This is a genomic window from Pseudarthrobacter sp. RHLT3-21 (assembly GCF_059383495.1).
Window position 1 is genome coordinate 15,929 of sequence record NZ_JBWZCI010000027.1, and the last position, 14,896, is coordinate 30,824.

At 63.7% G+C, this 14,896-nt stretch carries 15 protein-coding genes and 2 pseudogenes; 8 read left to right on the forward strand and 9 right to left on the reverse strand.

Features of this window, described 5'->3' with window-relative positions:
- Positions 1 to 5: 5 nt before the first annotated feature.
- The 5 genes from AC50YA_RS20065 to hisC all read right to left on the reverse strand — a co-directional run bounded on the left by AC50YA_RS20065 (position 6) and on the right by hisC (position 5,773).
- The gene (locus AC50YA_RS20065; protein ID WP_494983957.1) at positions 6 to 251 is read right to left on the reverse strand and encodes a hypothetical protein; all 246 of its coding nucleotides are present in this window, start codon (positions 249 to 251) and stop codon (positions 6 to 8) included.
- 143 nt (positions 252 to 394) lie between these two features.
- On the reverse strand, positions 395 to 2,272 hold the full coding sequence (locus AC50YA_RS20070) for an N-6 DNA methylase (RefSeq protein WP_494983958.1): 1,878 nt from the start codon (positions 2,270 to 2,272) through the stop codon (positions 395 to 397).
- 149 nt (positions 2,273 to 2,421) lie between these two features.
- On the reverse strand, positions 2,422 to 3,096 hold the full coding sequence (locus tag AC50YA_RS20075) for a hypothetical protein (RefSeq protein ID WP_494983959.1): 675 nt from the start codon (positions 3,094 to 3,096) through the stop codon (positions 2,422 to 2,424).
- 118 nt (positions 3,097 to 3,214) lie between these two features.
- Positions 3,215 to 4,627 (reverse strand): amino acid permease, encoded by a 1,413-nt coding sequence (locus AC50YA_RS20080; RefSeq protein WP_494983960.1) that lies wholly within the window; start codon positions 4,625 to 4,627, stop codon positions 3,215 to 3,217.
- 42 nt (positions 4,628 to 4,669) lie between these two features.
- Positions 4,670 to 5,773 (reverse strand): histidinol-phosphate transaminase, encoded by a 1,104-nt coding sequence (gene hisC, locus AC50YA_RS20085; RefSeq protein ID WP_494983961.1) that lies wholly within the window; start codon positions 5,771 to 5,773, stop codon positions 4,670 to 4,672.
- A 92-nt stretch (positions 5,774 to 5,865) separates the two neighbouring features.
- Here hisC and AC50YA_RS20090 point away from each other — a divergent pair, with 92 nt between their 5' ends.
- From AC50YA_RS20090 to AC50YA_RS20105, 4 genes and pseudogenes are all read left to right on the forward strand, one after another.
- Complete coding sequence (locus tag AC50YA_RS20090; RefSeq protein WP_494983962.1) at positions 5,866 to 6,369, forward strand: Lrp/AsnC family transcriptional regulator; 504 nt, start codon at positions 5,866 to 5,868, stop codon at positions 6,367 to 6,369.
- Positions 6,370 to 6,489: 120 nt separating this feature from the next.
- Positions 6,490 to 8,163: a thiamine pyrophosphate-binding protein gene (locus AC50YA_RS20095; protein WP_494983963.1), complete on the forward strand. Its 1,674-nt coding sequence runs from the start codon at positions 6,490 to 6,492 to the stop codon at positions 8,161 to 8,163.
- A gap of 181 nt (positions 8,164 to 8,344) precedes the next feature.
- A pseudogene (gene arr, locus AC50YA_RS20100) lies at positions 8,345 to 8,707 on the forward strand (NAD(+)--rifampin ADP-ribosyltransferase); the annotation flags it as partial.
- Positions 8,705 to 9,463, forward strand: coding sequence for a DUF6994 family protein (locus AC50YA_RS20105; RefSeq protein ID WP_494983989.1), 759 nt, complete (start codon positions 8,705 to 8,707; stop codon positions 9,461 to 9,463). The pseudogene arr and the gene AC50YA_RS20105, both read left to right, overlap by 3 nt.
- 4 nt (positions 9,464 to 9,467) lie before the next feature.
- Here AC50YA_RS20105 and AC50YA_RS20110 read toward each other — a convergent pair whose 3' ends face one another.
- Complete coding sequence (locus AC50YA_RS20110) at positions 9,468 to 9,668, reverse strand: hypothetical protein (RefSeq protein WP_494983964.1); 201 nt, start codon at positions 9,666 to 9,668, stop codon at positions 9,468 to 9,470.
- A 216-nt stretch (positions 9,669 to 9,884) separates the two neighbouring features.
- Here AC50YA_RS20110 and AC50YA_RS20115 point away from each other — a divergent pair, with 216 nt between their 5' ends.
- Positions 9,885 to 10,472, forward strand: a complete 588-nt coding sequence (locus AC50YA_RS20115; RefSeq protein ID WP_494983990.1) for a diacylglycerol/lipid kinase family protein — start codon at positions 9,885 to 9,887, stop codon at positions 10,470 to 10,472.
- A 297-nt stretch (positions 10,473 to 10,769) separates the two neighbouring features.
- Here the strand turns inward: AC50YA_RS20115 and AC50YA_RS20120 are convergent, their stop codons facing one another.
- The 3 genes from AC50YA_RS20120 to AC50YA_RS20130 all read right to left on the reverse strand — a co-directional run bounded on the left by AC50YA_RS20120 (position 10,770) and on the right by AC50YA_RS20130 (position 12,755).
- On the reverse strand, positions 10,770 to 10,913 hold the full coding sequence (locus AC50YA_RS20120; protein ID WP_494983965.1) for an MFS transporter small subunit: 144 nt from the start codon (positions 10,911 to 10,913) through the stop codon (positions 10,770 to 10,772).
- A complete protein-coding gene (locus AC50YA_RS20125; RefSeq protein ID WP_494983991.1) occupies positions 10,910 to 12,307 on the reverse strand; it encodes an OFA family MFS transporter in 1,398 nt (465 codons plus the stop codon). The genes AC50YA_RS20120 and AC50YA_RS20125 overlap by 4 nt, the downstream gene beginning before the upstream one ends.
- Positions 12,308 to 12,470: 163 nt before the next feature.
- Positions 12,471 to 12,755 (reverse strand): heme-binding protein, encoded by a 285-nt coding sequence (locus AC50YA_RS20130; RefSeq protein ID WP_494983992.1) that lies wholly within the window; start codon positions 12,753 to 12,755, stop codon positions 12,471 to 12,473.
- A 183-nt stretch (positions 12,756 to 12,938) separates the two neighbouring features.
- On the opposite strand from AC50YA_RS20130, the pseudogene AC50YA_RS20135 reads away from it, so the two are divergent.
- The 3 genes and pseudogenes from AC50YA_RS20135 to AC50YA_RS20145 form a co-directional block, all read left to right on the forward strand.
- Positions 12,939 to 13,441: pseudogene (locus AC50YA_RS20135) on the forward strand (ArsR/SmtB family transcription factor); the annotation flags it as partial.
- Between the two features lie 43 nt (positions 13,442 to 13,484).
- Positions 13,485 to 13,805, forward strand: coding sequence for a hypothetical protein (locus AC50YA_RS20140; protein WP_494983966.1), 321 nt, complete (start codon positions 13,485 to 13,487; stop codon positions 13,803 to 13,805).
- A 179-nt stretch (positions 13,806 to 13,984) separates the two neighbouring features.
- Entirely contained in the window at positions 13,985 to 14,884 is a 900-nt protein-coding gene (locus AC50YA_RS20145) for a ribonuclease HI (protein WP_494983967.1), read from the forward strand.
- Positions 14,885 to 14,896: the final 12 nt, after the last annotated feature.

The following is a 14,896-nucleotide window of genomic DNA, read 5'->3' on the forward strand; positions in this document are numbered from 1 at the left end:
TGCGGCTACCACCAGCGGTGGCCGCACTCGGGATTCTGACACGCCCAGTCCGGCGTTCCCCACTCAACTTTGCCGGTGGCAAGATAGATCCGTTGTTCTTCCACCATGACGCAGCCGGCAAACTCCGCTTTCGGATACTGCTCCCTGGCATCGGGCATAACCATGCCGTAAATGATGCGCCAAGCCTCATGCCCACAGACCGGACACCTCCTTGTCGCAGCTTTTTTCCTTGTCGCTTCGTCTTTAGCCATGCGAGCAACATAGCCGCCGCCCCGGACATTCCTTGAGTTACAAAAAGTTCTTAGTCGCTAAGCGTTTTTTGTAACCCGCCAGTCGTTATAGGTATCCAACAGTGCGCTTACCTACGAAGTTTTAATCGCAAATGGTTCTTAGGTCAACCAAATGCGGTTGTCCCTGACGCGATTGCACGCGCCATCGCCTCCTGAAGCTGACTAATGCCCACGGAGGCTTCAGTAATACTTTCGCGGAGATGGAGGACCTCCTTATATTCGTTGCCGATGCCTTGCTGCTCCTCAAATGGAAGTTTAGGAACGCGCAGTCGCTCAGCGTCAATACGCATCGTCAGGTTGCCCACGACAGTGCTGCTATTGGCCTCAGATAGAAGTGCAGCAGCCAGATAGTAGGAATCAACGCTATTAGGGTCGGGACGCAAAAGCGTAACGCCTTTGTCCACGAGAAACCCGCTTTCTTCGCAAACTGCAATTTGCATCTCACCGTTATGAATTGCAATAGCCACATCGCCCACCATAGTTCGCACCTGGCTGGGAATCTCATCGCTATCTGCGTAGTGAGAAACCCAAGCGACACCGTCTACGCCTTCAGAAGTCAATACCGGGACATTTCCGAGTGAGGCCGTAATATCCACCTTCCCGGGTATGGGGAGACCTCGGATAATACGAACGCCTAGTTCACTAACATTCACTAAATCATGAGGCCCTACCCTACGCAGACTGCGAGGTTTTGAGCTCACCTCAATAAGGTCATGCAAGCTCTTCCGAGATTTTTCCACTGCGGAATCGTATTCCTTCAAGAGCTTTCCAACATCAACTGGGTTAGCCGTCGCCAGCCAGTAGGCGGGATTCAGACTTGCTTCAGGAGCGAGGAGTGACAGGACAGGCACCGACACAGAGGCGGACGTTGGGATGAGATACCCTTCAAGCCACAACTTGAAGTCTTCGATGGCACGGTCAATTCCACGCAGCCCGCCCCGCTGATCTGACTCCAGATCGGCCATAAAAACCTCGCCCTTGCGCCGCGACTGACCTGACTTCCGCACGATCAGAACAGCCGAAGCAATGCCTGTACCAAAATGTAGTCCCCTCGGAAGACCCATAACGCCCTCGATACACCCGAGGCTTAGCAACTTCTGTCTGATCTCGCGAGTCTTGCCTGCCCTATATAGAGAAGTCGCTGGGACCACGACGGCCGCAGTTCCATCTGCATGGAGACGTTCAATAGCAATTTGCGGCCAGCCTAGGTCCATGCTGCGGTCCTTAGGCAATCCGAAAGGAAACACGCCGGATTCCAAGCTTCGGTGCTCACTCAGCCGCAGGCCCAAAGGCGGTGACAAAACGAGGGCGTCATAGTGACTGCCTTCGCGGGTCAGAACGTCCGCCAGAGTTACTTGAGCTTGAACGTCGCGAAGAAACATACGGCAGGAAGAGACGGTTACGGCGCGAGTATCGACATCAATTCCATGGAGCTCCGCCCTGGAGTTTGAATCGGCAAGCAACGAGAGCACCTCACCGTATCCACATGCAAGATCACCAAAGCGGCCCGTTACCGGACCAAACAGGCCAGTGAGCAACTCGGCTAGGTCTCTCGGGTCCCCCGAATACTGCGATTGCCGAGCTGCCTTCCGGGCGGCTCGCAGCAGTTCCTCCTCAAGCGTGTGTAGATCCTGCTCAAGAAAAAGTCTCCACAAGGTCAACAAAACGGTCTCATGGCCAACAAAAAATTCGAGACTATCCTCAACTGCCTCTTTGATCACAGAGTCAGCATGGGGCAGCTTTAGGGCCGCCTTTCTCAGCTTCTTGAGAACCGAGACCTCGGTTAAATCGCCAATCTTGAGGACCAAACGTCCCGACCGAACGGCATGAGCTATGCACATAAGCGGGAGCATCAGCGCCAAGTGGTCTGCCGTAGGGGCAAGGCGCTGCAACAAAGCACCAACCCTTAGGGCAGTGGCACTTTTTTCAGGAAGTGCCATGACTTTGCCCGAACTCTTCAGCCAAGTCAGGATTTCATCCATGTCGAACAGTGGACGGGCGCTACTTCCCCCGGAAGGAGAAGGAAAAGAGCTTGAACGCGCACGCCAATTACTGACTGTTGAAGGAGCTACACCAGCCAGGGCGGCGACTTGCGACGGCGAAACATGTTGCCTAGTCCCCCGACTTTCCACTACGCCGCCTCCTCGTCGTTCGCCCAAATATCAATCGACAGCACGTCTCCTGCCGCGAGTCTAAGCCGTTTAGCCAACCCCTTTGGATTGGCCACGACGGTCACATGTACGCCGCGAAGTCCCATGAGCGCCACCACTTCCGCAAATATGCCATCCCCCGAAGCACAGTAGAGCTTTCCGAAGCGCTCGGGCACGCTTTCGCTGATCAGGACTTCAAGTAAAGCGCGATCCGCTCCATCGCGGCCTTCGGCATAGACAACGCGCCCTCTAAACCCTGACGAGTAAACAGCGAGCAGGGCCCGACGACTCGACACGCCAACTATTTCATGATCGTCCCCCGCCACACGAACCAAGTTTCGATAGGCGCTCAGAGCGGTGGCAGCGGCCTCGGGCAGGAACTGCCCCGCTCCAATTAGGTTCTCGATGTCGATCAGGTGCAATGAACGCTGGGCTGGGACTCGCGAGCTCACTGTTGCCTCCTCTTGAAGCGGTTTGATAGATACACGATGACATAGGTTTTCACGAATGTCTACAGAAAATATATTTTCAGTAAAAAATCCTGAAAATTGCCTTCGGTTCCCATGCAAGAGGATTTGGGCCCTGATGTGCCGCAGCGCTAGCGTCGCTTGGCCGTCTCCAGCGTTCGGATGTGCGGCCGGAGCCAGCGCGGCCACGTACCGCCTTTAGCCCGGCAACATCGCCACCCCGGCATGCATGGCAAAGGGCGCGCCCGGCCAGACCGGACGCGCCCTTCGTATGCCGTGAACCGCCAACTGGTTGACGGCACAAGATTCAGTCGATGAGAACCGGGTCCTTGGCTCGGTCCGAAGACTCGACAACCGGCGAAACCTTGCCGGAACGGTGGTGGAGCCAGTTCGCCACAGCCAAGAGCGCGACGAGTCCGAAAGTGCTCAGGAGCTGGGGGCGGGAATCCTCGCCGATGAAGCCCACCGTGAAGATCGCCGCGAGGATGAGCAGGCCAAAGCAGGTGAGCCACGGGAAGCCGGGCATCCGCAGGGGAAGCTCCGTTCCCTCGCGGTCGGCGCGGAGGCGCAGCGCGAGCTGGGCGAGGAGCGCGGACGTCCACACCAGCAGGCACGTCGAACCCACGATGTTGAGCAGGATGGGAAGGACCTTCTCCGGGAAGGCCAACTCCAGCACAACCGTGACAACGCCGAAAGCGACGCTGGCCAGGACTGCGACAACCGGGACACGCGCCTTGGACACGGAAGCGAGCAGACGCGGCGCTTCACCCCGCTCGGCGAGGGAGAACGCCATCCGGGACGCACCGTACAGGTTGGCGTTGAGGGCGGAGAGGAGTGCTGCGACGGCCACCAGGGTGATGGCGGTGGCGGCGCCGGGCATGCCCGCGGCTTCCAGCACGGCGGCGAACGGGCTCTTCAGCCCCGCCGAACCCACGGGAACCACAGCCGCAATAACGAAGATCGCACCGATGTAGAAGACCAGGATGCGCCACAGCACGGTCCGGACTGCTGTCCGCACGCTGCGGGCAGGCTCGGCGGTCTCAGCTGCCGCCACGGACACGATCTCGGTGCCGCCGAACGCAAATGCCACCACGAAAAGTGCCGTGGCGATCCCGGCGAAGCCATCGGGCGCGAATCCGTCTCCGGTGAAGTTGGCCAGGCCCGGCGACTGCACGCCCGGCAGCCAGCCAAACAGCAGGGCCGCGCCCACCAGGAGGAACCCGACGATTGCTGCGACCTTGAGCAGGGCGAACCAGAACTCGAACTCGCCGAAGTTCTTCACGCTGGTGAGGTTCACAGCGGTGAGCACCACGATGAACACGAAGGCCATCAGCCACACCGGGAGTGGCGGGAAGATGGTGGAAAGCAGGCCTGCCGCACCGAGCGCTTCGGCCGCGATGACCACCACGAGCTGCAGCCACCAGAGCCAGCCCACCGTGGCACCGGCCACAGGCCCGTAGGCCTTGGCGGTATAGACGGAGAAGGCGCCGCTGTCCGGATTGGCGGCGGCCATCTCGCCGAGGGCCCACATCACCAGGATGATGAGGGTGCCGGCCACGAGGTAGGAGATCAGCACGGCCGGGCCGGCAGCCTGGATGCCCGCGCCGGAGCCAATGAAGAGGCCCGCGCCGATGGCGCTTCCGAGCCCCATCATGGTGAGCTGGCGGGGTTTGAGTGCGGCGCCGAGTGGGCGGGCAGACGTCTTTGTCTGTTGTTCCATGGAGAGTCCTCTGGTTGTTAGTGGAACGGATGAGGTTTCAGGTCAGTCGTTTGTCGAGGCTGCGTGGGTTTCCAAAAGCCCGAGCACGCGATCGTTGGAGGCCGGGTCGGCAACGGTGATCCGCACACCGTCCCCCTGGTACGCCCGGACCAGGATGCCCGCGCGGTCAAACGCATCCACCAGCCTCGCCTGGAGGCGGTCATCCGCACGGATCCACAGGAAGTTGCCCTGGCTCGCCTGCAGCTTCCAGCCCTGGGCCTCCAGCTGGGCCGCCATCCGGGCGCGCTCCTGCTTGACGGCGGTGACCCGGGCTTCCATCTCCTCTCCGGCGTCCAGCGACGCGACGGCCGCCTTCTGGGCCAGCGCGCTCACGGAGAAGGGAAGGGCGGTCCGGCGCAGCCCCTCAGCGATGCCTGGCGCCGCCACGGCGTATCCCACGCGCAGGCCGGCGAGCCCGTAGGCCTTCGAGAAGGTGCGCAGGATGCAGACGTTCGGGTACTGGCGGTAGAGCGCCAGGGAATCGGGGCCGCTGCCCGCTTCGGCGTATTCCACGTAGGCCTCGTCGATCACCACGAGGATGTCCGAGCGGACGGATTGCAGGAACGCCTCGATGCGTTCATGGCTGATCGGCACGCCGGTGGGATTGTTGGGAGTGCACAGCAGGATGACCTTCGTGCGGGCAGTGACGGCCGCGGCCATGGCATCGAGGTCGTGGCCCTCAGCGCCGTCCAGTGGAACGCGGACCGGCCGGGCGCCTGCCAGCTCAATCAGGATGGGGTAGGCCTCGAAGGAGCGCCACGCGAAGATCACTTCATCTCCGGCGTCGCAAAGTCCGGTGACGATCTGTTGGAGGACGCCGACGCTGCCGGGCCCCACCGCGACCTCTCCGGCCGTGACGCCGAGGTGTTGCGCAATCCGTTCACGGAGTTCGACGGCGGCACTGTCAGGGTAGCGGTTCATAGTACCGGCCGCTGCGGCCACCGCGGCGGTGGCAGCGGGCAGTGGTTCGTAGTGGCTTTCGTTGCTGGCGAGGGCTGCCATGCCGGCGCTGCGCCGGCCCGGAACGTAGGACGGAAGTCCGGCCACAGCGCCACGAAGGGTGGGAAGCGCGGTGTCCGGTGCGGTCAGGAGCTGATCACGGGTCATGAGGAACGATCATGTTGTGACCCGGCCCACATTGCAAGATACGCTCAACCCATTGGGACTTCTGCTCAACTTCTACTGTCTGTGGTGAAAATATGACCATCCCGAACCCCCGCACCGTGGATTCCCTCGACGGCAGGATCATCCTGGCCCTCGACAAGGATCCCGAAGCCAGCGCCCTGGCACTCTCGCGGACGCTCGGCGTCGCACGGAACACGGTCCATGCCCGGCTGGCACGGCTCGAGCGCAGCGGCGCCCTCCGCTCCTTCAGCCGGAGGCTGGACCCCGCCGCGCTTGGCTATGACCTGATGGCCTTCCTCTCACTGTCCATCAGCCAGACCCGGACAGGCGCGGTGGAAGACGGGCTCGCCTCGATCCCGGAGGTCATCGAGGTGCACGCCACCACCGGGGACGCGGACCTCATGGCAAAGGTGGTGGCACGCAGTACGGCCGATCTCTACCGCATCACCAACCAGATCCTGGAAATCGAGGGGATCCAACGGACCAGCACGGCCATTTCTGTGCTGGAACTCATGCCGCCCCGCTACGACGGCCTCCTGAGCCGGCTATCGGAGCAGGAATCCCGCCCTTCCAAGTAAACACAGGTGACGCACGCCACAAGTGGGCAAATTTTCATTTGTGACTGCATTTCCCTGCCAAATATCCCACCCACACTTGGCTCTCTTGCCTATCCTGGAGCCAGAGCAGAAGATTCCTGCATGACTTCACTTACCGTCTCCGGCCGCGTGGCGCAGGTTCTCAGCAGCTATCTCAGCGATGTCTTCGGCGTGATGGGCAACGGAAACGTCTACTTCCTGGACGCCGCGGAAAAGCTGGGCCTCCGCTTCTCCCCCGTCCGCCATGAAGGCGCCGCCATCGCCGCGGCCGACGCCTACTACCGGACCTCAGGACGTCTCGCCGCGGGCACCACCACCTACGGCCCCGGCTACACCAATGCACTCACCGCCCTCGCAGAGGCGGTCCAGGCGCAAATCCCCGTGGTGCTGGTCACCGGGGACGCTCCCAGCAGTGGCGCCCGGCCCTGGGACGTGGACCAGGCGGCAATCGCCGCAGCCCTCGGCGCGGCGACCTTCACCGTCACCCGCGAAGCCGCGGGCTCCATCACGCAGCAGGCGGTGGAGTACGCACTGACCAAGCGCACCGCCGTCGTCATTGCCATTCCCTACGACCTCGCGGCACTCGAGGCTGCGGACGAAGAGCTTCCCGAGCCGCTGGCAGCGGCGGTGATTGACGACGTCGACGGCCGCCTCGGGCAGGTAGCCCGCCTGCTCGCCGGGGCGAAGCGGCCGCTGATCCTCGCCGGCCGCGGTGCGCATCTCGCCGGAGCCGGCCCGGAGCTCCGGGAGCTCGCCGACCGCCTCGGCGCGCTGACCGCCGGAACCGCCCTGGCGCTCAACCTCCTCCAGGGCGAGGGGTATCTCGGCGTCGCGGGCGGCTTCGGCACGGACACCGCGGCCGGGCTCATGGGTGAGGCTGATGTGGTCCTCGTGGCCGGGGCAAGCCTGAGCCCCTTCACCATGCGGTTCGGGCACCTGCTCGGCCCGGACAGCACCGTCATCCAGATCGATGCCGCCCTGCAGCCGACACACCCCCGGGTGGATACCTTCGTCAGCGCGGACGTGAAGTCTGCTGCGGGACACATCCTGAGGATGCTGGATGGCCCGGCCTCGCCGAGCCCCAGCCGCGCAGAACCCTGGCGCGCGGAAGCCCGCAAGCGCCTGGCCGAAGGACCGGCCCACCATCCAGGCTCAGCCGAGACGCCGGACGGACGGCTGGACCCGCGCTCGCTTGCCACGGCACTGGATGCGGTGCTGCCGGAGCGCCGCACGGTGGTCCAGGACGGAGGGCACTTCGTCGGCTGGGCACCCATGTACTGGCGCATCCCGAGGCCGCAGGACCTGGTCATGGTGGGGACCGCCTACCAGGCCATCGGGCTGGGCCTTGCCAGCGCCGTCGGGGCAGCCCGCGCAGTGGAGGACGGCCGCACCCTGGTGCTGGCCTCCGGTGACGGCGGTTTCCTGATGGGCCTGTCCGACCTCGAATCGCTGATTGGGGCGGCGAGCAGCGCCGTCGTCGTGATCTACAACGATGCCGCCTACGGAGCCGAAATCCATCAGTACGGCTCCCAAGGCCTGACCGAAAAGCCGATGCTGATCCCCGAGGTGGACTTCAGCGGCATCGCCCGCGCGCTCGGTGCCACGTCGGCAATCATCCGCTCGCTGGCGGACCTTTCCGCGCTCAAGGACTGGATCGACGCCGGTGCCAAGGGAACCTTCGTGGCCGACTGCCGGATCACGTCGAGCGTGCGGGCCCCTTGGCTGAGCGAGTGGATGGAGGCCTCGCAGGCCGCGAAGGCGGCGGTGGCGGGCTGACCCTGGCGGCCGCGGGGCCTTGCAGACTACGCCGTTGGTTCACCGTTCCGGGCGGCCGACCAGAACGGGGTGGGCGAAAGATCAGCGCAAAATTGCCTCAAGAACGAATCTTTCAATCCCATGAAGAACTAGCATCACGGCATTAGCTGCACAGACTAATGGGGGAAAACGATGAGTGAACATGGTCATGCGGAAGGCAATGGCCGGTCCCAATGATCCAGGGCCGTTCTACCACGGCACCAAGGCAAACCTGCAAGCCGGGAACCTGCTAGTCCCCGGCTACGCCTCCAACTTCGGGGGACGGAAGGCGACCAACCATATCTACTTCACCCCTACCCTCGATGCGGCCAGGTGGGGCGCTGAACTCAGCGCGGGCGAGGGATTAGGCAGGATCTACCGGGTGGAACCCACCGGCCCCTTCGAGGACGATTCGAACCTGAGCGACAAGAAGTTTCCCGGCAACGCCGCCCGGTCCTATCGCACGCGAGAACCCATCCGTGTGCTTGACGAAGTCCGGGGGTGGCAGCCACACTCCCCCGAAGTGCGGGTCTTCGATACTTCATTCGACTACAAGACCGACAAGCCTGCGAGGACCAGGCCCGACGCGGACAGGGACAGTCCGAAGCTCCGGTCGCTCCATGAGCTGCTGTGGACCCAGAAACTGCGTTCCGGCGTCGTTTTCGCCCCGAAAGCGCCACCGGCTCGTCGGGACGGCTACCTCATCTTCACGGACACCTCCGGAGCGAGGCATTGGTACGGCAGCGACACCATCACGAACTCCTACACCAACTGGCTACGTCCGAGGCCTCTGGTCGACGCCATCGCCGCTCTCAACGAGGAGCAGCGGGCCCGCTACCTCAACCCGCCGTACACGATCGGCAGTTCGATGATTTGGCCCGTCAGGTCGAAGGACCGGCCCACCATGAACACGGCACGAGGGCTCAGGTCGCTGATCGCTGACCGCATGGACCTCACCCTTGAGTGCATCCGGCGTCACTACGCAGGAGAACCAGAGAGCCCCCTCGCCGATGTCATCAACGCCTACGCGGACTTCTTCGCGCTCTTCGAAGGGTTCACGGAGTTCGTGGACTTCTTCCACCTACAAGACCTCGTGACTCCCGACTACGACGAGGTTCGGTTCTACCTGCCGTTCGACAACTTCAAGCGTCCCGGGACACCGACCACAACCGATGAATACGTGACGTACCGGGAGGCCACTCTGAAGTTCATCGCGAAACGGGGGCAGCGGATAGCCAAGTGGCTTGAGGACAACCGCCCCGACACCGAGATTGGCGGTTAACGCCTTACCGGGGCTTCCACGAACGGCGCCGGCGGCCGCACACCAGCGTTCCGGCGGGAGCCAGGCCGAGGCGGGATAGCTGCGCACCATTGTCCAGCAGGTGCCAGCGGCGCACTGTGACCGGCGCATCGGCGCCTGAAGTGGACACCACATCGATCTTGCGCGACCATTCCGGGTCCACGCCGGGCCTTTTGGCGGCTACCAAACCATTTCCATCATGGGTTGAGTCCGGATCCGACGCCCCTGCAGAGGACCCGGTCCCCCGCTTCGAGGGACTGCGCTTCGGCCGCCAGGGTCATGGGCAGGGAGGCCGGGACTGCACTCGATCCCACACCCACTCGGGCTAGGGGAATTCACGGGTCAACGACCTAACATGTCCCACATGTAGGCTGCCCGGGACGCCCGCTCTGCCGCCGTTGTCATCAACGCCGGATCACGCCGAGGGGCGGCACACGAACTTGCGGTGGACACGATGCAGGAGGCAGGCGTCCCGATCTCCGCCGTGCACCACGTGCGGTCGGGGGCAGAGCTCGTCGAAACGCTTGATCGGGTGGTTGCGGACGGGCACGACCTGATCGTTGTCGGTGGCGGCGACGGGACGGTGACCTGCGCCGCCGGTCGAATTGCCGGCACCGACGTTATGCTCGGCGTTCTTCCGCTGGGCACCGCCAATGACTTCGCCCGCAGGCTGGAGATACCGAATAATCTGGCCGAGGCGTGCGCTACCGTCGCAGACGGGAAGGTGGTGGACATCGACCTCGGCCGGGCCAACGGTGAGCCATTCCTCAACGTCGCGTCCGTGGGCCTGTCGGTGGCTGTTACCGAAGCTCTCAGCCCCCGCCTGACGCGGCATATCGGGCCGTTGGCATACGGCATTGCCACCCTGCGCGCTTATGTCGGGCACAAGGCGTTCCGGACTCGTCTCGAGTTCCCCGAGGGGGACCTGAAGACGCGGCTGGAAACTGGCGAAAGCTCACCACCCCGGCTCGCTCATGTACACCTAAGGTGACCGGTGGCACCCACCACGGGTGCCGCCGTCGTGAATGCCCGACGGCGGGTCCTCCGCCGGTAGGGCGGCAACATTGGCGCATTTCCGGCGAGCCAAGGCGGCACCGGGACCGAACCTGGTGCCGGGCATCGGCGCGAGAATCAGCATCGGGGCGTTTTTGCTGTGGGTCGCGGTCCTCCCGGTGGCGCTGTGGAGGCGGCCGGCGGCTCAAGGGTCATTACAGTCGCAGGCATCCGGCGAGTAGCTTGCGGCACGGCCTCATGTCCCGGTTCACTCAGCGCTCATTCACCCCTGCGCTCACCCGAACAGTGCCGCCACGCGGGTCAGGGTTTCATAGACACCGTAGGCCAGCGGCACCCCCACGAGGGCCCAGGCCACGGCCAGCCTGCCGGTGGACGCTTTGACGGGCGCCTGTGCGCCAGGGTTGTGTGCTGTGCTCATTTCAGGCCTCCATGACTCGTTCGTGCCGGCTGCGCGTCGGGGCGGGGTTCGTGAAATCGTGCGTCGACAGGTTTGACCAGCAGGTTGGCCACAAACCCGATCACCAGCAGCGCCACCATGGTCAGCAGCGCGGGCTGGTAGGAGGCGGCGTTCAGCTGGCCCGGTTTGCCCTGTGCGTCCAGGAACGCGTTGACAATCAGCGGCCCCGCGACTCCTGCGGCAGACCACGCGGTCAGCAGCCGGCCGTGGATAGCCCCCACCTGGAAGGTCCCGAAGAGGTCCCGCAGGTAGGCGGGAACGGTGGCGAAGCCGCCTCCGTAGAAGGAAATGATGACGAAGGCGAGCGCCACGTAGAGGACGGTGGTGGTGGAACCGGCCAGCGCCAGCACCGTGTAGAGCACAGCGCCAACGCCGAGGTACACCATGTAGATCCGCTTGCGGCCGGTGACGTCGGAGGTGGCGGACCACGCGAAGCGGCCCGCCATGTTGCCGATGGAGAGCAGCCCCACGAACCCGGCGGCGACGCCGGCACTGACCAGGGACACGCCGTCGGACCCCCTGAAGAAGTCCTGGATCATGGGCGCGGCCTGTTCCAGGATGCCGATGCCGGCGGTGACGTTGCAGAAGAGCGCAACCCACACCAGCCAGAACTGCCTAGTCTTGATGGCGTTCTTGGCGGAGACGTTCTCATTGGTGACCAGCGTGGCGGCTTTGACCTTGGCGGGATCGAAACCTGCAGGCCGCCAGCCTTCTGCCGGGACCCTGATGGTGAAGGCGCCGAAGAGCATGTATGCGAGGTAGACGACGGCGAGGGTCACGAAGAGCTTGCCCACGGCGTCGCCGCTGGCCACCCAGCCCGGGGCGCCGGAGTCGGGATCGTACATTTTGAGCAGGGCCTGGGACACCGGGCTGGCGATCAGCGCGCCGCCGCCGAAACCCATGATGGCCATGCCGGTAGCGAGGCCGGGCCGGTCCGGGAACCATTTGATCAGGGTGGACACGGGCGAGATGTAGCCGATGCCCAGGCCGATGCCGCCGACGAAGCCGTAGCCGAGGTAGACGAGCCACAGCTGGTTTGTGAAAATGCCGAGCGAGCCAATCAGGAAGCCACTGGCCCAGAACATGGCCGAGGTGAACATCGCCTTGCGCGGACCGTTCTTGTCCACCCACGTGCCCATGATGGCAGCCGAGAGACCCAGCATCACGATGGCGATCGAGAAGATCACGCCGATTTCGGTCAGGCTGGCCCCGAAATGCTTGACCAGTGCCGTCTTGTACACACTCGTGGCGTAAGCCTGGCCGATGCAGAGGTGGACGGCGAGCGCCGCGGGCGGCACCAGCCACCGGTTGAATCCCGGCGGGGCAACAGTTCGTTCACGGTCCAGCCAGCCCATATTGCTCCCATTGCTTGTCGAAGACATCGGTGTCCAACGATCTTGAGGCGAATGACCCTATGTGGGGCCACTGCCTCCGGCAATCATGGTGCAGAACATAAGCAAACGTACGATTAGTGCGCCAGGCGGTAGGAAATTCACGACGAGCGGTGGTATTTCGCCGTCAGACTCCGGGCGTTCCGGGAGCAGCGAGAGGCTCCTCCACGACTTGTACGACCTCGTTGTGGCGCAGGAACCACGGCTTGAAGGGCGGATCGAAGCGGGCAAACCGCGGCGGCCCCGCAGCCGTGAGACCGGCCAGGGTCAGAGCAGCCTGCAACCCGTCGTTTCGGCGCGCAAAGGCTGTTTCGGAGCCGCTGCCCGAGAAGCGGACAGCCGCGGCCAGCGGAGCCCGGTACCGCCCGGATCCTGACCTCGGGGTCCGCTGGGACCGGCGCCGTTTCGGCAGTCAAGCCTCCGGGGAGGACAAACGCGACCACAAAGTCAGCGGGCGCATCGCTTCCGGGCAACGGGACGCTCTGAAGCACCGGGGCGGTCATCCCAGCTTTTGCGAGGGTCCGAGCCCCTGGATTATCGGGGCGGTCATCGCCAGATTCTGCCGGGCAGTGTTGCGGCAGCTGATGTAAGAAGCGTGGACGCCGTATTCAAGGCCTTGGCCGACCCCACCCGCAGAGACCTCCTCGACGAGCTCGTCCGGGAAGACGGGCAGACTCTTCACGCCCTCGAGGCACGCTTCGACATGACCCGCTACGGGGTCATGAAGCACCTCAAGCAACTGGAGGAAGCCGGCCTGGTGGTCACCCGCCGCCGGGGCCGGGAGAAACTGCATTTCCTTAATCCGGTGCCCATCCGCCTGGTCCACGACCGCTGGGTCAGCAAATACGCACAACCATGGGCCGCTGCCCTCAGCGACCTCAAACCAGATTGGAAAGTCCCATGGAAAAGATCTTCGAAATCTACATCAAAACCACCCCGGAACGGCTCTGGGAAGCCATCACGGACAGCGAGATCCGCGGCAAGTACCAGTTCGGCATGAACATCAAGTCGGACTGGACGCCGGGGTCCCGGTTTGAGATGGCACCCAAGGGCGCCGATCTGCTCGGCGAAGGCGAAATCATCGAGGTGGACCCGCCGTCTTCTCCGTGACCTGGCCGCCGCAAACAAGCAGCTCTCCGATTTGAGGAAGAAGTTGCGCGGTGTCCGCAAGGAGGAGGCAACCCCTGAACGTGTGTTCCTGGACCCGGAACAAAACTTCGGCTTCCTGCACCGGCTGCCGCTGCGACGCTACCGGATCGGAGAGGACTTTCTCCAGAGCCTCAGCGCGCAACCCAAGGAAAAGCAGAAGAAAGCCTTCAAAGCCGTCGTTGACCTCCTGGTGAACGATCCAGCAAAGCTCAGCGCCCGGGAAGCCCACCAATTCCGCACTAATGCTTCCGGAGGATCCGCGGTCATGACCCGCAACAACGGCCAGGACGTCTGTTGGAGACTCTCCATCTAACAGAATGTTGCGGCGGCACGGCGCCTCCATTATTGGAAGTGCGCCGACGGCCTCATCGAACTGTCCAGCGTGACAGTCCACGACGGGACACCGGCCTAAGCCCAGGAACCCTGCCACAAAATGTCAGTGGTCGCGCGTAGCCTTCCCAGCAACCGTTATTCCGCTGCAAGGAGGTCCAAATGCCGTTCCCCGCCCCGCCGCTACGCCGAGCCCTTTCGGCCGCAGAAGCTGTCGCAAAGCGTTCAGGGCTCACCGTTCTCGTCGTGCACCGGCGGGGCCTCGTTCTGTGGGCCGTGGCACGAACGGTTGAAGCAACCGTGCTCGGAGTACGATCCGGCTGGATCACCGAGGCCGCAGCAGGACCGCACTGGGGCAAAGCCTACGCCGAGGCCGTTCACGCCGTATCCGAATTGGCTCCAGGCCGGGACGAACCCGTCTTTTCCGGCCTGGATGCTGCGGGCGAACGGTTGCTGGCGCTTGGGCTTCCTGTTGATTTTTCCTATCCTCCGGCGGCGGGGGTGGTGGCCACAGAAAAGGCCGTCGCCGAGAGACTTAGTGGACTGTTTTGCCGGCTGGAGATTGCCACAGACGCCTCGATCGGGCACCGTACGCCGTGGGCAGGGCACGGCTGGGTGTTGGATTTCGGAAAGGGGCTGCCGCTTCGTCCAGGCCTGAAGGCCGTGAGCGGCGGAAGCATTCTGGAAAGCGAGCTGCGGGCGATCCGGCTGGCCCTCGGTGCTGCCAAGAACGCGTACACGGGCGTCTTGGACGGACGCTGCGCCGTCACCGTGTCCTCCGACAACCTCACGGCCGTCAGGATGCTCGACGACAGCGGCTGCCATCGCGGACAACCGACGTTTGCCTGCCGCGAGGAAGTACAGCGGATCCAGACGCTGGTTGCATTCGCCGACGTCGAGTTCCTCTGGGTCAAAGGCCACGCGGATCACCAGCTGAACATTCTCGCTGACCGGCTGGCGGTCATGGCCCGCAGGCACAAGGAGGCCAATCTCCCGGCAGATGACACTCTGCGCATGGCGGCCGGCCTCGTCGACCAGGGAAATATGGACCTGGCCGCCTGAACGCGAACGGCG